This is a genomic window from Ramlibacter aurantiacus (assembly GCF_016722895.1).
Lineage (GTDB): Bacteria > Pseudomonadota > Gammaproteobacteria > Burkholderiales > Burkholderiaceae_C > Ramlibacter > Ramlibacter aurantiacus.
This window is the reverse complement of sequence record NZ_JAEQNA010000001.1, coordinates 1,387,015-1,403,995: the sequence shown is the minus strand read 5'-3', so window position 1 is coordinate 1,403,995 and position 16,981 is coordinate 1,387,015. Positions and strand designations below refer to the sequence as shown.

The 16,981-nt window shown below is 69.5% G+C and carries 22 protein-coding genes; 17 read left to right on the top strand and 5 right to left on the bottom strand.

Features of this window, described 5'->3' with window-relative positions:
* Nucleotides 1-90 precede the first annotated feature (90 nt).
* Entirely contained in the window at nucleotides 91-438 is a 348-nt protein-coding gene (locus JI739_RS06580) for an ElaB/YgaM/YqjD family protein (RefSeq protein ID WP_201683003.1), read from the top strand.
* 82 nt (nucleotides 439-520) lie between these two features.
* Here the strand turns inward: JI739_RS06580 and JI739_RS06575 are convergent, their stop codons facing one another.
* A complete protein-coding gene (locus JI739_RS06575; RefSeq protein WP_201683002.1) occupies nucleotides 521-1,009 on the bottom strand; it encodes a hypothetical protein in 489 nt (162 codons plus the stop codon).
* A gap of 104 nt (nucleotides 1,010-1,113) precedes the next feature.
* Here JI739_RS06575 and JI739_RS06570 point away from each other — a divergent pair, with 104 nt between their 5' ends.
* From JI739_RS06570 to JI739_RS06535, 8 genes are all read left to right on the top strand, one after another.
* Nucleotides 1,114-2,418: an SDR family oxidoreductase gene (locus tag JI739_RS06570; protein WP_201683001.1), complete on the top strand. Its 1,305-nt coding sequence runs from the start codon at nucleotides 1,114-1,116 to the stop codon at nucleotides 2,416-2,418.
* Complete coding sequence (locus JI739_RS06565; protein ID WP_201683000.1) at nucleotides 2,418-2,894, top strand: DUF2269 family protein; 477 nt, start codon at nucleotides 2,418-2,420, stop codon at nucleotides 2,892-2,894. Before JI739_RS06570 ends, JI739_RS06565 begins: the two co-directional genes overlap by 1 nt.
* A 4-nt stretch (nucleotides 2,895-2,898) precedes the next feature.
* The gene (locus JI739_RS06560) at nucleotides 2,899-3,804 is read left to right on the top strand and encodes an NAD(P)/FAD-dependent oxidoreductase (protein WP_201682999.1); all 906 of its coding nucleotides are present in this window, start codon (nucleotides 2,899-2,901) and stop codon (nucleotides 3,802-3,804) included.
* A gap of 222 nt (nucleotides 3,805-4,026) precedes the next feature.
* A complete protein-coding gene (locus JI739_RS06555) occupies nucleotides 4,027-4,407 on the top strand; it encodes a hypothetical protein (RefSeq protein WP_201682998.1) in 381 nt (126 codons plus the stop codon).
* Between the two features lie 117 nt (nucleotides 4,408-4,524).
* Nucleotides 4,525-5,766, top strand: coding sequence for an ergothioneine biosynthesis protein EgtB (gene egtB, locus JI739_RS06550; RefSeq protein WP_201682997.1), 1,242 nt, complete (start codon nucleotides 4,525-4,527; stop codon nucleotides 5,764-5,766).
* Nucleotides 5,766-6,743 carry an L-histidine N(alpha)-methyltransferase gene (gene egtD / locus JI739_RS06545; protein ID WP_201682996.1) on the top strand — a complete coding sequence of 326 codons (978 nt, stop codon included), beginning with the start codon at nucleotides 5,766-5,768 and terminating at the stop codon, nucleotides 6,741-6,743. The genes egtB and egtD overlap by 1 nt, the downstream gene beginning before the upstream one ends.
* Before the next feature lie 56 nt (nucleotides 6,744-6,799).
* Nucleotides 6,800-7,081: a DUF427 domain-containing protein gene (locus JI739_RS06540; RefSeq protein WP_201682995.1), complete on the top strand. Its 282-nt coding sequence runs from the start codon at nucleotides 6,800-6,802 to the stop codon at nucleotides 7,079-7,081.
* A 35-nt stretch (nucleotides 7,082-7,116) separates the two neighbouring features.
* Entirely contained in the window at nucleotides 7,117-7,854 is a 738-nt protein-coding gene (locus tag JI739_RS06535) for a 2OG-Fe dioxygenase family protein (RefSeq protein WP_201682994.1), read from the top strand.
* Between the two features lie 19 nt (nucleotides 7,855-7,873).
* Here JI739_RS06535 and JI739_RS06530 read toward each other — a convergent pair whose 3' ends face one another.
* From JI739_RS06530 to JI739_RS06520, 3 genes are all read right to left on the bottom strand, one after another.
* On the bottom strand, nucleotides 7,874-8,632 hold the full coding sequence (locus tag JI739_RS06530) for an SDR family NAD(P)-dependent oxidoreductase (protein WP_354003684.1): 759 nt from the start codon (nucleotides 8,630-8,632) through the stop codon (nucleotides 7,874-7,876).
* 3 nt (nucleotides 8,633-8,635) lie between these two features.
* Nucleotides 8,636-9,256: a dioxygenase family protein gene (locus tag JI739_RS06525; RefSeq protein WP_201682993.1), complete on the bottom strand. Its 621-nt coding sequence runs from the start codon at nucleotides 9,254-9,256 to the stop codon at nucleotides 8,636-8,638.
* Nucleotides 9,257-9,318: 62 nt separating this feature from the next.
* Nucleotides 9,319-10,014 (bottom strand): RluA family pseudouridine synthase, encoded by a 696-nt coding sequence (locus tag JI739_RS06520; protein WP_201683330.1) that lies wholly within the window; start codon nucleotides 10,012-10,014, stop codon nucleotides 9,319-9,321.
* 22 nt (nucleotides 10,015-10,036) lie between these two features.
* Here JI739_RS06520 and JI739_RS06515 point away from each other — a divergent pair, with 22 nt between their 5' ends.
* Together JI739_RS06515 and JI739_RS06510 are read left to right on the top strand one after the other, a co-directional pair.
* Nucleotides 10,037-10,684: a DUF47 domain-containing protein gene (locus tag JI739_RS06515; protein WP_201682992.1), complete on the top strand. Its 648-nt coding sequence runs from the start codon at nucleotides 10,037-10,039 to the stop codon at nucleotides 10,682-10,684.
* Nucleotides 10,685-10,885: 201 nt separating this feature from the next.
* Entirely contained in the window at nucleotides 10,886-11,905 is a 1,020-nt protein-coding gene (locus JI739_RS06510; RefSeq protein ID WP_201682991.1) for an inorganic phosphate transporter, read from the top strand.
* Here JI739_RS06510 and JI739_RS06505 read toward each other — a convergent pair.
* On the bottom strand, nucleotides 11,899-12,345 hold the full coding sequence (locus tag JI739_RS06505) for a TM2 domain-containing protein (protein ID WP_201682990.1): 447 nt from the start codon (nucleotides 12,343-12,345) through the stop codon (nucleotides 11,899-11,901). The two genes, JI739_RS06510 and JI739_RS06505, sit on opposite strands and share 7 nt — an antisense overlap.
* A gap of 229 nt (nucleotides 12,346-12,574) precedes the next feature.
* Here JI739_RS06505 and rpsP point away from each other — a divergent pair, with 229 nt between their 5' ends.
* The 6 genes from rpsP (at nucleotide 12,575) to JI739_RS06475 (ending at nucleotide 16,964) form a co-directional block, all read left to right on the top strand.
* Nucleotides 12,575-12,847: a 30S ribosomal protein S16 gene (gene rpsP, locus JI739_RS06500; RefSeq protein WP_201682989.1), complete on the top strand. Its 273-nt coding sequence runs from the start codon at nucleotides 12,575-12,577 to the stop codon at nucleotides 12,845-12,847.
* A gap of 22 nt (nucleotides 12,848-12,869) precedes the next feature.
* Nucleotides 12,870-13,433 carry a ribosome maturation factor RimM gene (rimM, locus tag JI739_RS06495; RefSeq protein ID WP_201682988.1) on the top strand — a complete coding sequence of 188 codons (564 nt, stop codon included), beginning with the start codon at nucleotides 12,870-12,872 and terminating at the stop codon, nucleotides 13,431-13,433.
* A gap of 45 nt (nucleotides 13,434-13,478) precedes the next feature.
* Nucleotides 13,479-14,222: a tRNA (guanosine(37)-N1)-methyltransferase TrmD gene (gene trmD, locus JI739_RS06490; protein WP_201682987.1), complete on the top strand. Its 744-nt coding sequence runs from the start codon at nucleotides 13,479-13,481 to the stop codon at nucleotides 14,220-14,222.
* A 109-nt stretch (nucleotides 14,223-14,331) separates the two neighbouring features.
* A complete protein-coding gene (gene rplS / locus JI739_RS06485) occupies nucleotides 14,332-14,718 on the top strand; it encodes a 50S ribosomal protein L19 (protein ID WP_201682986.1) in 387 nt (128 codons plus the stop codon).
* A gap of 455 nt (nucleotides 14,719-15,173) precedes the next feature.
* Nucleotides 15,174-15,893 carry a CoA pyrophosphatase gene (locus tag JI739_RS06480; protein ID WP_201682985.1) on the top strand — a complete coding sequence of 240 codons (720 nt, stop codon included), beginning with the start codon at nucleotides 15,174-15,176 and terminating at the stop codon, nucleotides 15,891-15,893.
* 72 nt (nucleotides 15,894-15,965) lie between these two features.
* Complete coding sequence (locus tag JI739_RS06475; protein WP_201682984.1) at nucleotides 15,966-16,964, top strand: CobD/CbiB family protein; 999 nt, start codon at nucleotides 15,966-15,968, stop codon at nucleotides 16,962-16,964.
* Nucleotides 16,965-16,981 lie beyond the last annotated feature (17 nt).

Here is a 16,981-nt window from a genome sequence, read left to right as displayed (position 1 = left end):
TTGGCCGACGGACCCTCAACGCTGTGCTTTAGAGTAATCGCCAGCCAGCTTGCGCTGGCGTCCCTTTTTCAACCCGCCAAGAGGATCCACATGAACAGCGAAACCAGCCAGAATCCATTCCCCACCAGCAGCAGCATGGGCTCGAGCGGCACCGCTGGCAGCGCCGGGGGAAGCGCCATGGGCGGATCGTCGTCGGCCCAGATGGGCGGCACGGCCAGCGGTGATTCGTCCGAGGGCACGGTGCGGCGCATGGCCCAGCGCGCCCACGAGGCCGTCGACCGGCTGGAGCAGACCCTGGGCAGCGGCAGCGAACGCGTGATGGGCATGCAGCAGGAGTACGGCGACTATGCGCGCGAGCAGGTGCGGGACAACCCGCTGGCAGCACTCGGCGTGGCGTTCCTGGCCGGGGTGATCTTCGGCAAGCTGTTCACGCATTGATGCCTGCGGGCGGTGCCATGCCGCCCGGGCCAGCAAGATGGCCTCGCATCCTTACCCGGTGCGAGGCCTTTTGTTGGGCGCGTCAGAACGGCGTGCGGCCGTGCCCGGCGTCCAGTCGACGGTAGGCGCGCGCGCCGAGGTACGTGCCCAGTGCCAGGGCGGCGTAGACGCCCACCAGGGCGGTGTGTGAGAGCCGGTGCTCGAAGCCTGGCGTAAAGCGTGCCGGTGTCATCTTGAAATCCACCAGCGCTGCAACCGCCGTTGTCGCTGCAGCCCCCGCCAGCGAGGGTGGGCGGCCAGGGGTCAGCAGCTGCCGTCCCGCCGCGTACAACGTCGCCCAGAGGATCGAGGCGGCGTGGTGGGTGGCATAGCCGACGCCGGTGTAGCGCAGGGACGGCTCGTCCACGTACAAGGCCTCGGGTTCATGCACCCAGTGGCTCACGGCGTTGAGGGGTGCGGCCATCGAGCCGGTTTCGCGCCGGCCGAACGCGATGAGTGCGGCGGTGGACAGCAGGCTGGCCATCGACCCGGCGACCAAGCCCTCGCGCAACGCGGTGTTCCAGGGGTTCATGGCGGCAGTCTAGGCACGGGCGCTTGCCCGCATGTTTCACCATTGCAAGCGGTAACCGCGTGGCGCGCGCCCTCGACGGCGGCTCGACCATACAGGAGGGGTGGATGCGGGTTCTCATCACCGGGGCGACCGGGTTCATCGGGCGCAGCCTGGCGCAGGCGCTGCTGCGGCAGGGGCATGAGCTCGTCTGCGCGGTGCGCGATCCACGACGACTCGACCTCGGCCCGGGCCGGTGGCAAGCCTTGCAGGCCGACCTGGCCCGGGTGCCGGACCGCGCCTGGTGGCGCGAGCAGCTTGCCGGGGTGGATGCCGTGGTCAACGCGGTCGGCATCATTCGCGAGTCGCCTGCGCAGCCGTTCGACGCGCTGCACCACCGTGCGCCCGCCGAGCTGTTCCGGGCCTGTGTCGATGCCGGCGTGGCGGTCGTGGTGCAGGTGTCCGCGCTGGGTGCCGACGAGCAGGCTCGCAGCCGCTACCACCTGAGCAAGAAGGCTGCCGATGACGTGCTGCGGTCGCTGCCGCTTCGAGGGGCAGTGGTCCAGCCATCGGTGGTGTACGGCGCCGGCGGCGCCAGCACGGCCCTGTTCAACCGCCTCGCGGCTGCGCCCCTGCTGTGGATGCCCGAAGCCGGCCGCATGCACTTGCAGCCGGTCCACCTGCAGGACGTGGTGCAGGGGGTCGTCGCCTTGCTGCAGGCGCCGCCGGCGCGCATCGAGACCATCGCCTTCGTGGGGCCGGAGCAGCTCACCATGGCCGGTTACCTGCGCCGCCTGCGCCGCGCGCTGGGAGTGGCCGGCCCGCTGCCCGTGCTGCCCATGCCGCGCTCGCTGTTCCTGTGGGGTGCGCGGCTGGCGAGCCGCGTGCCCGGCGGCCTGCTGGACGAGGAGACGGCCGGCATGCTGCTGCGCGGCAACTCGGCGCCGGCGCACGGATTGCAGGCGCTGCTGGGCCGCCCCTCCACGCCGGTGCGGCAGTTCGTGCCCGAAGGCCTGCAGGAGCCGCTTCGCACCCAGGCCGTGCTCGGGGTGTGGGTGCCGGTGCTGCGGGTCGCCCTGGCCCTGCTCTGGCTCTGGACCGCGGTCGTCTCGCTGGGGCTTTATCCGGTGCAGGACAGCTACGCACTGCTGGCCCAGGTCGGGATCACCGGCGCCGCCGCACCCGTGGCCCTGTATGGCGCGGCCTTGCTCGACGGCGTGCTGGGCCTGCTGACCCTGGCCTGCCCGGCACGCTGGCGCCGGGCGCTGTGGGCGCTCCAGCTGCTGGTGATCGCCGGCTACACCGCGCTGATCACGCTCTTCCTGCCGGAATACTGGCTCCACCCCTACGGTCCCATCAGCAAGAACCTACCCATCCTCGCGGCCATCGGCCTGCTGTGGGGGCTGGAGCCGCGCCCCACACTTCGCCGGTGATGGAGGGGTACCCGCTCGTCAGCTGGATCCACGTGGTCTCGTCCACCGTGTTGTTCGGCACGGGCGTGGGCTCGGCCTTCTACCTGCTGGTCAGCACGATGCAGCGCGACGTGGCGGTGGTCGCGGCGGTCAGCCGCCAGGTGGTGTGGGCGGATTGGCTGTTCACCACGACCACGGCGGTCCTGCAGCCACTGACCGGGGCCTGGATGGTCCTGCGGCTGGGGCTGCCCTGGTCCACCCCCTGGCTGGCCTGGTCGATCGGGCTGTACGTGCTGGCCATCGCCTGCTGGCTGCCGGTGGTGGGCATCCAGCTTCGCCTGCGCGACCTGGCCGGCGGGGCCGCGGCCACCGGGTCGACGCTGCCGCCGGCGTACTGGCGGCTGTTCGGATGGTGGGTCGGCCTGGGCTTCGTGGCCTTCTTCGCCTTCCTGATGATCTTCTGGTTGATGGTGACGAAGAACCTGCCTTGGGCTTGATGCGATGAACACAGTGCCTTGCCTGGACTGCCTCGTGATCGGTGGCGGGCCTGCTGGCCTGACCGCGGCCGTGTACCTGGCGCGCTACCGCCGCACGGTGCAGGTGGTGGACGCCGGCGAGAGCCGGCTGAACAAGATCCCGCGCACGCGCAACGTGCTGGGCTTTCCCGACGGCATCGACGGGCCGTCGTTGCTCGACCGGCTGCGCCAGCACGCGGCACGCTACGGCATCGAGCCCTGGTGCGCGCGGGCGACGGCGCTCGAGCGTGATGCGCAAGGCTTTTTCGTGGCGACCGTCGACGGCCGGGAGGTGTCCGCGCGCACGGTCATCCTGTGCACGGGCGCACAGGACGTCGAACCCGGGATCGACGGATGGCGCGAAGGCCTGCAGCGCGGGCAGGTCCGCTACTGCCCGGTCTGCGACGGGTTCGAGACCCAGCACCAGCGGGTGGCGGTGCTGGGGCGCGAGGGCCACGGGCTGCGCGAGGCGATCTTCGTGGCCGGCTTCGACAACGAGGTGACGTGGCTGTCGATGGGCTCGCGCCGCGAAGTGGGCGCCGATGAGCTGCGTCGCCTGGCGGACTGCGGCGTGCGGATCGCCAATGGTGTGCCGCGCGAGATCCGCTGCCTGACCGAGCAGGGCGTCACCGTCACCATGGAGGACGGCGCCTCCTTGACCTTCGACGTGCTGTACCCGGCGCTGGGCCTGCGGCACATCGCCGACCTGGCCACCGCCTTGGGCGCCCGCGCGGCCGCGGACGGCCAGCTGGAGGTGGACGAGCACCTGCAGACGGCGGTGCCCGGGCTCTACGCCGCCGGCGACGTGGCCCACGGCCTGAACCAGATCAACGTGGCGGCAGGCCACGCCGCCATCGCGGCGACGGCGGTTCACAACAGCCTGATGCGGTAGCGCGCGCCGCGCTGTCGCCCATGTCGACCATCAGCGGCGAATCGAGGGCCTGCGCCAACGTGGTCCGGGAATGGATCACCACCTGCAGGTGCCCAGGCGGTGATCGACGAGGGCACCTGACAGCATTCGCGCGATCTCCCACCTCGGCAGGAGGTTTCTCGGCTTGGCCGTCAGTCTTCACCAGTAAAACCGGCGGTCCTGAATCGGAGGGAGAGAACTGAGATGGAGAGATGGCGCGCGTTCATTCCTGGGCGCCCGGGGGGCACGTCGCCCCCGGGGGGCCGCAAGTCCCTGCTGTCGGGGCCCGTGGTCCTCACGGTCCTGATCTCGGCGTGGGGCATCGGACTGCTCTCCGCCGGAGCCGATCCGTGGCCGGCCGAGTCGCACGATCGCTGGGACATGCTGTGCCCGGATTGCGGCACGGTCGAAATGGTGGCCAACCTGCGTGAGCCCAATGGGCCAGGCCGGGCCTGGCGCATCTACGTGCGCATGTCCAGCGGCACGCTGCGCCAGATGGTCCAGGACGCGGCGTTCGAGCCCGGACAGCGTGTCGTCGTCGAAGGCAAGCACATCCGTCGCGTGGGCGAGCCCTGGCTGCGCTAGCGCCGCCAGCCGCTCTGTTACATCACGCTTCACCGCCATGCGGCGGGTGCCAAGGTCGGGGTAACCTGCGGCAGCCGCAGGCGCCCCCGCGCCTGCATTGCTTGAAGGCCGCCGCCCATGCCAGCCAGGCTCCCCACAACAAGAACCGGTGCCGCCCTGCCACGCGAGGCGCTGGCTGATCGCCTGCAGAACGTGCGGGCCTGGACGCTCGGGCTCACGGCCCCGCTTTCTGCCGAGGACCAGTGCGTCCAGTCCATGCCGGACGCGAGTCCGGCCAAGTGGCACCTCGCGCACACCAGCTGGTTTTTCGAGGCGATGGTGCTGGTGCCCCATCTGCCTGGCTACCAGCCGTGCGACCCGCGGTTCTTCCATCTCTTCAATTCTTATTACGAAGCCCTGGGCACCCGGCATCCGCGGCCGCAGCGCGGACTGATCACCCGTCCGGACCTGGCCACCGTCCACGCCTACCGCGCTCATGTGGACCGGGCGCTCGAGGGGTTCATCGCCGCGGGCGATGCGGCGGCCTGGGAGGCGGCGGCAGGCCTGGTGGAACTGGGGCTGCACCATGAGCAGCAGCACCAGGAGCTGATCGTCACCGACATGCTGCACGCCTTGTCCTGCAATCCCTTGTTCCCTGCGTACGGCGCGGGCGTGCCGCTGCCGCCGGCTCCTTCGTCGTCGTCGCGTTCGCCCTTGCACTGGTTGCGCGTGGATGGCGGGGTGCGGTCGATCGGCCATGGCGGCGCCGGCTTTGCGTTCGACAACGAGGGGCCGCGCCACGAGGTGCTGCTGCGACCCTTCGAGCTGGCGCACCGGCTGGTCACCTGCGGCGAATGGCTGGCCTTCATCGAGGACGGCGGCTATGCCCGACCGACGCTGTGGCTGTCCGACGGCTGGGCGCAGGTGCAGGCGCAAGGCTGGCGCGCGCCGGCTTACTGGACCGGCGGCCCCGGTGACGGCTGGCAGGTGTTCGGGCTGAAGGGCTTGCGGCCGCTGGACCTGGCCGCTCCGGTCATGCACCTGAGCTTCTTCGAGGCCGCGGCCTTCGCCGAGTGGTCCGGCGCGCGGCTGCCCACCGAGTTCGAATGGGAGGCGGCCCACGGCACGCCGGGGCTGGAGCAGATGACCGGAACGGCCTGGCAGTGGACGCGCTCCTCCTATGACCCGTACCCGGGCTTTCGCACCCCCGAGGGGGCGGTGGGCGAGTACAACGGCAAGTTCATGATCGGCCAGGTCGTGCTGCGCGGAAGCAGCTTCGCCACCCCTTCGGGGCATGCGCGGCCGACCTACCGCAATTTCTTCCCGCCGGCCGCGCGCTGGCAGTTCACGGGGCTGCGCCTGGCCCGGGAGGTGTCCTGATGATTCGATCCGCTTCACCTGTGCGCGAGCAGGCTGCCCCTACCGCAACCCCGGCCCTGGAGACCAGCGCGTTCGGACGTGACCTGCTGCGCGCCTTCAGCGTGCGACCGCGCGAGATCTCGCCCAAGTACTTCTATGACGCCGAGGGATCTCGCCTGTTCGACCGCATCTGCGACTTGCCCGAGTACTATCCCACGCGCTGTGAGCGCGAGGTCCTCGGCCGGCATGCCGGCGACATCGCCGGCGAACTCGGCGCCGATGTCGAGATCGTGGAGTTCGGTGCGGGCTCCTGCGAGAAGGTGCGGTTGCTGCTCGATGCCTTGCAGCGGCCGCGCCGATTCCGCCCGATCGACATCTCGGCCGAACACCTCGACGCGGCGGCGGCGGGATTGCGGCGCGACTACCCCGGCCTGGACGTGCAGCCGATGGCCGCCGACTACACGCGCCGCCTGCTGCTGCCGGCGCCCGAGCCGGGCGTGCGGCGGGTCGGCTTCTTTCCGGGCTCGACCATCGGCAACTTCACGCCGCGCGAGGCGCTGGCCTTCATGCGCATGGCCGCCCAGGTGTTGCGGGGAGGCGGGTTGCTGCTCGGGGCCGATCTGGTGAAGGCGCCCGAGGTGCTGCACGCGGCCTACAACGACTCCCAAGGCGTCACCGCCGCCTTCAACCTGAACCTGCTGGCGCGGGCCAACCGGGAGCTGGGCACGCGCTTCGACCTCGAGGCCTTCGATCACGCGGCGTTCTACAACGCCCCGCTGCAACGCATCGAGATGCACCTGGCCAGCCGGCGCGAGCAGGAGGTGACGCTGGGCGAGCGCCGCTTCACCCTGCGGGAAGGCGAGACCCTGCACACCGAGAATTCGCATAAGTTCACGCCCGAGCGCCTGCGCCTGCTGGCGATGCGGGCAGGGTTCAGGCCGGGTCCGATCTGGTTCGACCGTCGCCGCTGGTTCTGTGTGCAGTGGATGATGAGTTGACCGCCGCCGCGGCGGCCTGAGGGCCCTTGCGTGGCCATGTCGGTTGGAGAATTGGAATGAAAGCAACCTGGAACGGCGCGGTGATCGCGCAGAGCGACGATACGGTGGTTGTCGAAGGCAACCATTACTTCCCCGAGTCCGCCCTGGACCGCCAGTACATCACCTTCAGCAACCACAAGACCACCTGTGGCTGGAAAGGGCAGGCGAGCTATTACTCGCTGCTGGTCGACGGTGAGCTCAATGCCGACGCTGCCTGGTACTACGCCGATCCCAAGCCGGAGGCCGACATGGTGCGGGGCCGGGTGGCGTTCTGGAAGGGCGTGAAGGTCGAGCCCTGACCAGGGGGCGCGGGCCGCTGCGCTAAGCTCGCGCGATGAGTCTCGCCGCGCCCCTGACCCTCCTTGAGAACCTCGATTCGCAACTGGCCGAGCATGGCTTCGCCGTGCTCGCGCCGGCCGAGGTGGCGCGGCTGGTGGGTGGTCCACTCGACGACCTGCAGCGATGGGCCGGCGACTGGGCCGATCTGCCGCCGGACAACTACCTCAAGGACGGCGGGCGTTATCGCCGCCGCCGCCACGCCAGCTACGTGCTGGACGCCGGCGAGGTCCGACTGGCGCCGCACCGGGCGCACTGGCAGCCGGTGGAATACAACGCGCTGCACGGTGGCATGGAGCGCTGGTTCGAGCCCATGACGCCGGCCGTCACGGCCACGCCGGCCTGGCCGTTGCTGCTGCGCGGACTGGCCCGGCACGCGTCCCGGCTCAAGGGCGAGCAGCCCTGGTATCTCGAGGCGCACCAGTTCCGCATCGACACCGCCGGCGGCATTGGCCGGCCGACCCCGGAAGGAGCCCACCGCGACGGCGTGGACCTGGTCGCCGTCTTCCTGGTGGCAAGGCACGGCATCAAGGGCGGGGAGACGCGCATCTTCGAGGCCGAGGGTCCTGCGGGCCTGCGCTTCACCCTCGCCGAGCCCTGGAGCCTGCTGCTGCTGGACGACGAGCGCGTGATCCACGAGACCACGCCCATCCAGCCGCTGGGCAAGGAGGGTGGTTACCGCGACACGCTGGTGGTGACACTGCGCTCGGGCGGCTTCCAGGGGCCGGGCCGCTGAACCTGCGCCGCAAGGCGGTTCAGGCCCTCACATCGGCCACGGGCTGGCTGCCGAAGTCGGGCCGTGCCAGGAACTCGAGCACGCGGGCGGCGGCATCGTCCGGTGCGGTGAGCACGCCCTGCTGCTTCAATCCCACGAACCCCTGCCGGTCCGGAAAGGCGTTCACGTCGGCGCTGCGCAACTGCACCTGCATGTCGGTGTCGATCACGCCCGGTGCCAGCGAGCAGACGCGGGCGCCATTCGAGCTGCGCGCCTCCTCCAGGGCCAGGCACCGGGTAAAGTGGTCCATGCCGGCCTTGGCCGCGCAGTAGGTGGCCTGCGATCCCATCGCGCGGCGGCCCAGCCCGGACGAGATGTTGAGCACCTTGCGCGGAACGGCCCAGGCGGCCGTGGCCCGCAGGAAGGCGCTGGTCAGCAGCAGCGGGGCTTCGAGGTCGACGCGCAAGGCGTCGCTCAGCTCGCGGATCGGAATCTCGGCCAGTGGCGCCGCCGGCGGAATGACGGCCGCGTTGTTGATCAAGGTGATGCTGGCCAGCCCGGCATCGCCGCGCTGCATCAGCCAGCCTTCCAGCCGGGCGGCGACGGCATCCGGGCGCGCCAGGTCGTGCGCCCACTGCTCGCAGCGCACCCCGAGGGCGGTGGCCTCGGCCTCGAGCTCGGGACGGGGGTGGCGGGCGATGCAAAGCAGCTCGTGCTTCGAGTGCAGCAGCTGCCGGGCCATGGCGAAGCCCAACCCGCGCGAGGCACCGGTGATGAGGGTGAGGGGTTGGCCGCCCACGACTCAGGCTTCCACCACGATCGGGAACTGCGCCTGCACGCCGCCGTCGGGTGCCGGCCGGAACGGCACCGTCACCAGTTCGCGCGCCTGCGGCGACAGCCGCTGCCACAGGCCGTCGCGTGCGTTGCGCGGTTCGCCCTGCACATACAGCTGGGTCGTGAGCAGCTCGCGCCGATCCAGCCGCACCTTCACGTGGATGTGCGGTGTCCGCCCGCTGTACGGTGCGGGCCGCAGCGTGCGAAAACGGTAGCGGCCATCGCGGCCGACCTGCACCTGCCCGAAGCCCTGGAAGCTCGGATCGGCGCGGCCGGAGTCGCCCGGATGGTGGTAGTGCCCGTCCTGGTCGCACTGCCAGATCTCGACTACCGCGCCCGCCACGGGCCGGCCCTCCGGATCGGTCACCTGGCCGTCCAGCCAGGCGGGCTGCCCGGCGGTGTAGCGGCGTGAGCCGGTCTGCAACAGGTCGAAGTCACGGTCCTCGGGCAGGCGGATCGGATAGAACGGCCCTTCGGCCTGCGCCGGCGTGAGCGGCCGGGTGGCGGCGCGCGCACGCGGGTGCAGCAGCAGGACGGCGGGGGCCGCCACCAGGGCGGCGACGACGGCTCGGCGTGGGTGGGTGTTCATGGGGCCTCGCTGGGGATGACGACGATGGGACTCGGGCGGCGGCGCGGCGGTTCCGACTCCGCTCAGAAAGGGGCGGGCGACTGCCAGCGGTGCCGCTCGCCGGTGACGGGGTGCCGCAGCTCGAGTGCCTGCGCGTGCAGCAGCAGCCGTGTGGCGGGCGGGGTGGACGCGCCGTACAGCGCATCGCCCAGGATGGGGTGGCCGATGGCCTGGAGGTGCACCCGCAACTGATGCGTGCGCCCCGTCAGCGGCTGCAACTCGAGCCGCGTGCGGTCCTGCAGGGCCTGCAGGATGCGCCAGCGGGTCCGGCTCGGCCTGCCGTTCTCGTGGTCGACCTGCTGGCGCGGCCTGCGCGGCCAGTCGGCGGCCAGGGGCAGGTCGATCTCGGCCCAACCGTCCGCATCGGTCGCGGCCGCAGCCGGCACGCGGCCGGCGACGACGGCCACGTAGTGCTTGCCCACCTGCCGGGACTCGAAGGCGCGGCTGAAGGCACGCTGCATCGACTCGCCGCGTGCCATCAGCAGCAGGCCCGAGGTGGCCATGTCCAGGCGGTGGACGATGCGCGCGTCGGGCCACTGCCGCAGCGCCCTGGCTGAGAGGCAATCCTGCTTGTCGGGGCCGCGGCCCGGCACCGAGAGCAGCCCTTCGGGCTTGTCCAGGACCACGCACCAGCGGTCTTCGTGGAGGGGCTCCACCGGCTCGGCCGCGGTCGGGGCCGGCAGTACACTGCCTGCCGCTTCGCAATCCGCCAGAAGCATTCCACGGGAAAGATTGGCAACCATGTTCTTCGGCAAGCTGCTACCGCGCGAAGGCAATTTTTTCGACCTGTTCAACCAGCATGCCGAGCGAATCGTCGAGGCAGGGCGCGCGTTCTCGCAGCTGGTGAACCACTATAGCGACAGCCGGCTGCGCGAACAGTACGACCGCGAGGTCGGTGAGGCCGAGCGTGCGGCCGACCGGGTGACCCACGAAGTCAACCGGCAGATCCACCGCACCTTCATCACGCCCATCGATCGCGACCAGATCCACCAGTTGATCAACGCCATGGATGACGTGGCCGACCTGCTGCAGGACGCGGCCGAGACCATGGCTCTGTACGACCTTCGGTCCGTGAACCAGGAGATCCACCAGCTCACCGACCTGGCCGTGCGCTGCTGCGAGAGGGTCAAGGACGCGGTGGCCCTGATCGGCAAGCTGGCGGACGGACCCACGGCCGAGGCCGCCCTCAAGACCTGCGAGGAAATCGACCGGCTCGAATCGGACGCCGACCGGGTGATGCGCAGCGCGATGAGCCGGCTGTTCCGGGAAGAGCCCGACGTGCGGGAAGTGCTCAAGCTCAAAGCGGTGTACGAACTGCTCGAGGCGGTCACGGACCGCTGTGAGGACGTGGCCAACCTGATCGAGGGCATCGTCCTCGAGCATTCTTGAGGCCCCCCGAAAGCGGCCTGCGGCCGCTCTCCCTCCCAGGGGGGGGCGCAACCGGCGGCCCGGCCAAGCCGGTTCCGCGGTTGCCCTGGAACGGCGGCCGCCGCGCGGCGCCTTCGCGGCGCGGGTGCGCGAGCACCCCGTCGGTCGGGCTGCCGCTTCACGGTGGCTCGTGACGTAAGCACTTTGGACAACTGATCAACGATGGATACCGCAACTGCTACCCAGGCGGCGCTGTGGGTCGTGCTCCTGCTGGTGGCACTGGCGCTGGCCTTTGATTTCATGAACGGCTTCCACGACGCGGCGAACTCGATCGCCACGGTCGTGTCCACCGGCGTCCTGCGCCCGGGGCAGGCCGTGGTCTTCGCGGCGTTCTTCAACTTCGTCGCGATCTTCGTGTTCCACCTGAGCGTGGCCGCCACCGTGGGCAAGGGAATCGTGCTGCCGCAGGTGGTGGACACGCACGTGGTGTTCGGCGCGCTGGTCGGTGCGATCACCTGGAACCTGGTCACCTGGTACTACGGCATCCCTAGCAGTTCCTCGCACGCGCTGATCGGCGGCATCGTGGGCGCGGTGATCGCCAAGGCGGGCACCAGTGCACTGATCATGTCGGGCATCGGCAAGACCGTGCTGTTCATCCTCTTGTCTCCCGCGCTCGGCTTCACGCTCGGCTCTCTGATGATGGTGCTGGTGTCGCGCCTGTTCCGCCGCGCGCCTCCGCGCAAGGTCGATCGCTGGTCGCGGCGACTGCAGCTGGTGTCCGCCAGCGCGTACAGCCTGGGGCACGGCGGAAACGATGCGCAGAAGACGATCGGCATCATCTGGCTGTTGCTGATCGCCACGGGATACACCGCGGCCGGCGCCGCCTCGCCGCCGGCCTGGGTCATCGTGAGCTGCTATGTGGCCATCGCCCTGGGCACGCTGTTCGGCGGCTGGCGCATCGTGCGGACCATGGGCCAGAAGATCACCAAGCTCAAGCCCGTCGGGGGCTTCTGCGCCGAATCGGGCGGGGCCATCACCCTGTTCCTGGCCACCTCGCTGGGCATCCCGGTGTCCACCACGCACACCATCACCGGCGCCATCGTCGGCGTGGGATCGACGCGCCGCGCCAGCGCCGTGCGCTGGGGCGTCGCGGGCAGCATCGTCTGGGCCTGGATCCTCACCATCCCGGCCAGCGCCCTGGTGGCCGCGGCGGCCTATTGGCTGAGCATGCTGCTCTACTGAGAGATCTTCCGGCCTTCTTCGATCTGGTATTCGAAGTAGCGCTGGAAGCTGAAGGCGATGCTGGCCATCAGCACCCCCGTGCCGATCAACAGGGCGGCGACCACCGCGCCGATGGTCAGCCAGTTCGTGCCGCCCGCAGGCGCCTCGGGGTCGGCGCCGGGGTTGAAGCGGCCGTTCCAGGCTTCCCGGGACATCAGCCCATAGATGATGGCGTTGAGGGCGCAGCCCGCGATGGTGAAGCCCAGCAGCGGCACCAGCAGCCAGCTCAGCACATCATCCTGGCCGAACGCCTGCACGCGCTGGATGCCGTAGAGCCCGAGCGCCGTCGGCATCGGAAGCATCCACCCGAGCAGGTCGCCCAGGCCGCGCAGATAGAAGCGGTGCAGGCCCAGCGGCCCACCCAGGAATGTGAGCCAGGTGGCGAATGTCTTGTTCTTCATTTGGAGCGTTCGTGGTCGGGCACTGCGGCCGGCCGCGGGATGCGGCCGGATCTCTCGCAGATGCTCATGAAATTGGCAGGGCTATAATCGCCGGCTTTCCAACGTGTGGCTGGCCGGGTGGCCGTGTCGCGTGTCTCAACGATGGAAGAACCCTCCGGGCCTGGCGGGTCGCCGGTGTCGCATGAGCCGAACCTGTCGCAATCGCTGAGCCTGCACCCAAGGATAAATCATGGTCGTGATCCGACTCTCCCGCAGCGGCGCCAAGCACCGCCCGTTCTTCAACATCGTCGTGGCCGACAAGCGCGTCCGCCGCGATGGCCGCTTCATCGAGCGCATCGGCTTCTACAACCCGACCGCCAAGGAAGGCGTCGAAGGCCTGCGCCTTCAGCAGGACCGCCTGACCTACTGGACCGGCGTCGGTGCCCAGCCCTCGCCCACGGTGGAGCGGCTGATCAAGCAAGCCGCCAAGGCCCAACCGGCCGCCGCTCCCGCGGCTGCCTGATCCGGTTGCCGCAGCCCCCCGGATGAGCCTGCCGCTGGAAGCCGCGGAACTGCCCGCGGACGCCATTGAAGTCGGGCGCATCCTTGATGCCTGGGGCATCAAGGGCTGGATCAAGGTCCTGCCCCACAGCGCTTCCCCGGAGGCGCTTTTTTCTTCCCGCCGCTGGTACCTGCAGCCTTCTGAACGGGGGGCGCCCGCCTTCCAGGGCACGGTCCTGCTGCGCGTTCGCGAGGCACGGGAGCACTCCGACAGTGTGGTCGCATCGGTCCACGACATCGACGACCGCAGCGCAGCCGAAGCGCTCAAGGGCGCGCGCATCTTCATTCCCCGATCGAGTTTCCCGACTGCCGGCGACGACGAGTACTACTGGGTCGATCTGATCGGCCTGCAGGTGTTCAATCGCGAAGGGCAGGTGCTCGGCCGGGTCAAGGACTTGATGGCAACCGGCCCGCAGACGGTGCTGGTGCTGTCCCATGAAGAAGCCGGCGAGGCGCTCGAGCGCATGATCCCCTTCGTGTCGGCCTATGTCGATTCGGTCGACGTGCCCGGCGGGCGCATCACCGTCGACTGGCAAGCCGATTACTGAACCGGCGATCGATGAACCGCCGCTTGGCCATGTAGCGGGCGATCCATGCGCTTCGATCTCATCACGCTCTTTCCCGAGTTGTTCACTGCCTTCCTGCAGTGTGGGGTGACCCGGCGCGCCTACGAATCGCGCCAGGTCGACGTGCGCCTGTGGAACCCGCGTGACTTCGCCGAAGGCCCGTATCGCCGCGTCGATGACCGGCCCTTCGGGGGTGGCCCGGGCATGGTCATGCTTGCCGAGCCACTCGCCCGCTGCGTGACAGCCATACGCGCCGAGCGGTCGGACGGCGCGCCGCTCGTGCTGTTTTCGCCGACGGGCGAGCGCATCGACCACGCGCGGGTCGAGCGCGAGGCCAGCGGCCCAGGGGCGATCCTGCTGTGCGGCCGTTACGAGGGCGTCGACCAGCGCTTCGTCGACAGCCATGTCGACCTGCAGCTGAGCCTCGGCGACTTCGTGCTCTCGGGCGGTGAAGTGGCCGCCATGGCCCTGCTCGACGCGGTGGCGCGGCTGCAGCCCGGCGTGCTGGGCGATGCCGGCAGCCACGAGTCCGACAGCTTCAATCCCGCGCTGGATGGCTTGCTCGACTGTCCGCACTACACGCGGCCAGAAGACTGGCGCGGCCAGCGGGTGCCGGCCGAACTGCTCTCCGGACACCACGCGCAGATCGATCGCTGGCGGCGGGAGCGCCGCCTCGAAGTCACCGCGCGCCTGCGGCCGGACCTGATCGAAGCCGCCCGCGCGGCAGGGCGCTTGGCACCGCAGGACGAGCGCTTTTTGCGCCAGCTATAATCGCGGGCTTTTCGGCGATCCTCTATCCGGCCGCCTCGGCCCACAGGCACAGCGCCTGTGCAGGCAGGGGCCTTTAGTGCAGCGCGGACACGATCGACAAGGACTTTCCATGAACCTGATCCAGACCCTCGAGCAAGAAGAGATTGCTCGCCTCACCGAGAAATCGGGCAAGAAGATTCCCGCTTTCTCACCCGGCGACACCGTGGTGGTCAGCGTGAACGTCGTCGAAGGCACCCGCAAGCGGGTGCAGGCCTACGAAGGCGTCGTCATCGCCAAGCGCAATCGCGGTCTCAACAGCGGCTTCACCGTCCGCAAGATCTCCAGCGGCGAAGGTGTCGAGCGTACCTTCCAGACCTACAGTCCCTTGATCGCCAACATCGAAGTCAAGCGTCGCGGCGATGTGCGTCGCGCCAAGCTCTACTTCCTGCGCGAGCGCAGTGGCAAGTCGGCCCGCATCAAGGAAAAGCTGCCGAGCAAGCTGGCTGTCGCTTCCTGACACCCGCCTGCATCGAGAAGGCCGCCCAGCTTGCGCTGCGGCGGCTTTTTCATGTGCGCCCCGCATGGGCGCACTCCTGCGGTGGAAGTCCCGCCACAAGCTGGTCACTGCGAGGGAAGCGAAGCGCAACTGCATGAGGGCGACCGACTGCGGGGGGAAGCGTGGAGCGTAAATCGCGAGCCGATGAACAAGACCCGCTTGGAAGGCGACTGCGCCCAGGGCGAGCGGGCATGACACCGTGAAGCTCTGGTGATCAAGGGGCGCGGGCGTCAATGCGGCGGCTGTGCGATGAAGGAGTGCGTTCTTGCCTGGGGAGATCTCGCCTTGCGCCTGATAGGGCCTGCCTCGTCTCTCATGACCTCAAACGCTCGAACCGCCCGGTGCGGACCCGCACGCCGGGTGGTGTGGGAGGGGCGGCCGCTACGATAGCGGCCCTCCCATCCCGATTCGTGCATATGCCGATCGATCCCGCGCCTGTTCCTCCTCCCGAATTCGTGCCGCTGAGCAAGCTGCCGAATTTCGACCCGCGCGCCGTGCCGGTCACGGGGATCGATGCGCACCTGCCTCCGGTTCGCCTGGAGGTGCTGCAGCCAGCGGCCTTGCGTGAACGCTTTGTCCGCCCGCCGGCGTGGACCCCCGAGGTGAGGTCGGAGCCGCGTTTCACCGACCGCCAGATCGCACTGGCCGCCGTGCTCGTTCCGGTGGTGTTGCGTGAGCAGCCGATGGTCCTGCTGACCGAGCGCGCCACGCACTTGTCCACGCACTCGGGGCAGATTGCGTTTCCCGGTGGGCGCCGCGACGACACCGACTGCGACGCCGCTGATACGGCCCAGCGGGAAGCGCTCGAAGAGATCGGCCTCGCGCGCGAACACATCGAAGTGATCGGCGAACTGCCGACCTACACCACGGGCACGCGCTTCGTGGTCACGCCAGTGGTGGGACTGATCGCTCCCGACCATCAGCTGGCCCTCAATCCGCACGAGGTGTCGGACGCGTTCGAAGTCCCGCTGGCCTTCCTCATGAACCCTGCGCACCACCACCGGCATCGCATCGAGGTGGGCGGCAACTCGCGCGAGTTCTTTTCCATGCCGTACATGCAGGGCTCCGCCGAGCGATTCATCTGGGGCGCGACCGCCGGCATGCTGCGCAACCTCTACCGTTTCCTGGCGGCCTGAGCTTCGCGGCGCGCCGCCCACGGGCGGCGTCCGATTGATGGGCTTGGTCGAAGGGGCCGCTATCATGCCGCGATGAGTTTTTTCGCCATCCTGTTCGCCCTGTTGCTCGAGCAGGTGCGGCCGCTGGCACGGCGGAACATCGTCCATTCGGGGCTGCGCCAGTGGGCACGATGGACCAGCAGCAACTTCGATGCCGGCAAGCCGCACCATGGCTGGGTTTGCTGGGCGCTGGCCGTGCTCGCGCCGGCCGTCCTCGCCTGGTGGGTCCATCTGCTGCTGGTGACTTTCCTGGGCTGGCCCTTCGCCATGATCTGGAGCGTGGCGGTGCTCTACACCACGCTGGGGTTCCGGCAGTTCAGCCACCACTTCACGGCCATTCGCGACGCCCTCGAAGCGGGCGACGAAGCGCAGGCGCGCGAGCATCTGGCCCGGTGGCAGCAGGTGGAGGTCAGCGACCTGCCCCGCAGCGAACTCGTGCGCCACGTCATCGAATTCTCTGTGTTGGCAGCCCATCGGCATGTGTTCGGGGTGTTGGCCTGGTTCTCGGTGCTGGCTGCGCTCGGTTTCGGTCCGGCCGGCGCGGTGCTCTATCGCATGAGTGAATTCGTCACCCGCTACTGGCCGCACCGCAGCCTGCACGAGACCCAGCCCGTGAGCCCGGCCCTGCAATGGGCGAGCGTACGCGCCTGGCACATGATCGACTGGCTGCCGGCGCGACTCACCGCCATCGCCTTCGCCGTGGTGGGGAGTTTCGAGGAGGCGATCGATTGCTGGCGGCACCATGCCCAGCGCTTTCCCAACGACAACGATGGTGTGATCCTGGCCGCCACTTCGGGGGCGGTGAATGTGCGGCTCGGTGGCGGCGCCCTGCGCGCGGCCTTCGTCTCGGCGCCCCTGCCGGCGCTGTCCGCAGCGCCGCCGCCTTCCGGCGTGCTGGACGACAGCGAAAGCACCCCCGGCCGCGAAGCCGAGGTCGGCCACCTGCGCAGCGTGGTCGGGCTGGTCTGGCGGTCCGTGGTCCTGTGGATGGTGCTTCTCGCGCTCTTGACCACGGCCCGACTGCTCGGTTGAACAGCTCCAGCCGCGTT

What these genes read in the sequence shown, in the direction of transcription:
- JI739_RS06580 (WP_201683003.1), top strand. Translation starts at nt 91, where the DNA reads ATGAACAGCGAAACCAGCCAGAATCCATTCCCCACCAGCAGCAGCATG.
- JI739_RS06475 (WP_201682984.1), top strand. Translation starts at nt 15,966, where the DNA reads ATGAGTTTTTTCGCCATCCTGTTCGCCCTGTTGCTCGAGCAGGTGCGG.
- rimM (WP_201682988.1), top strand. Translation starts at nt 12,870, where the DNA reads ATGAGCCTGCCGCTGGAAGCCGCGGAACTGCCCGCGGACGCCATTGAA.
- JI739_RS06525 (WP_201682993.1), bottom strand. Translation starts at nt 9,256, where the DNA reads ATGAACACCCACCCACGCCGAGCCGTCGTCGCCGCCCTGGTGGCGGCC.
- JI739_RS06520 (WP_201683330.1), bottom strand. Translation starts at nt 10,014, where the DNA reads ATGCTTCTGGCGGATTGCGAAGCGGCAGGCAGTGTACTGCCGGCCCCG.
- egtD (WP_201682996.1), top strand. Translation starts at nt 5,766, where the DNA reads ATGATTCGATCCGCTTCACCTGTGCGCGAGCAGGCTGCCCCTACCGCA.
- JI739_RS06565 (WP_201683000.1), top strand. Translation starts at nt 2,418, where the DNA reads ATGGAGGGGTACCCGCTCGTCAGCTGGATCCACGTGGTCTCGTCCACC.
- trmD (WP_201682987.1), top strand. Translation starts at nt 13,479, where the DNA reads ATGCGCTTCGATCTCATCACGCTCTTTCCCGAGTTGTTCACTGCCTTC.
- JI739_RS06570 (WP_201683001.1), top strand. Translation starts at nt 1,114, where the DNA reads ATGCGGGTTCTCATCACCGGGGCGACCGGGTTCATCGGGCGCAGCCTG.
- JI739_RS06515 (WP_201682992.1), top strand. Translation starts at nt 10,037, where the DNA reads ATGTTCTTCGGCAAGCTGCTACCGCGCGAAGGCAATTTTTTCGACCTG.
- JI739_RS06510 (WP_201682991.1), top strand. Translation starts at nt 10,886, where the DNA reads ATGGATACCGCAACTGCTACCCAGGCGGCGCTGTGGGTCGTGCTCCTG.
- JI739_RS06480 (WP_201682985.1), top strand. Translation starts at nt 15,174, where the DNA reads ATGCCGATCGATCCCGCGCCTGTTCCTCCTCCCGAATTCGTGCCGCTG.
- rplS (WP_201682986.1), top strand. Translation starts at nt 14,332, where the DNA reads ATGAACCTGATCCAGACCCTCGAGCAAGAAGAGATTGCTCGCCTCACC.
- JI739_RS06560 (WP_201682999.1), top strand. Translation starts at nt 2,899, where the DNA reads ATGAACACAGTGCCTTGCCTGGACTGCCTCGTGATCGGTGGCGGGCCT.
- egtB (WP_201682997.1), top strand. Translation starts at nt 4,525, where the DNA reads ATGCCAGCCAGGCTCCCCACAACAAGAACCGGTGCCGCCCTGCCACGC.
- JI739_RS06535 (WP_201682994.1), top strand. Translation starts at nt 7,117, where the DNA reads ATGAGTCTCGCCGCGCCCCTGACCCTCCTTGAGAACCTCGATTCGCAA.
- JI739_RS06505 (WP_201682990.1), bottom strand. Translation starts at nt 12,345, where the DNA reads ATGAAGAACAAGACATTCGCCACCTGGCTCACATTCCTGGGTGGGCCG.
- JI739_RS06555 (WP_201682998.1), top strand. Translation starts at nt 4,027, where the DNA reads ATGGAGAGATGGCGCGCGTTCATTCCTGGGCGCCCGGGGGGCACGTCG.
- rpsP (WP_201682989.1), top strand. Translation starts at nt 12,575, where the DNA reads ATGGTCGTGATCCGACTCTCCCGCAGCGGCGCCAAGCACCGCCCGTTC.
- JI739_RS06575 (WP_201683002.1), bottom strand. Translation starts at nt 1,009, where the DNA reads ATGAACCCCTGGAACACCGCGTTGCGCGAGGGCTTGGTCGCCGGGTCG.
- JI739_RS06540 (WP_201682995.1), top strand. Translation starts at nt 6,800, where the DNA reads ATGAAAGCAACCTGGAACGGCGCGGTGATCGCGCAGAGCGACGATACG.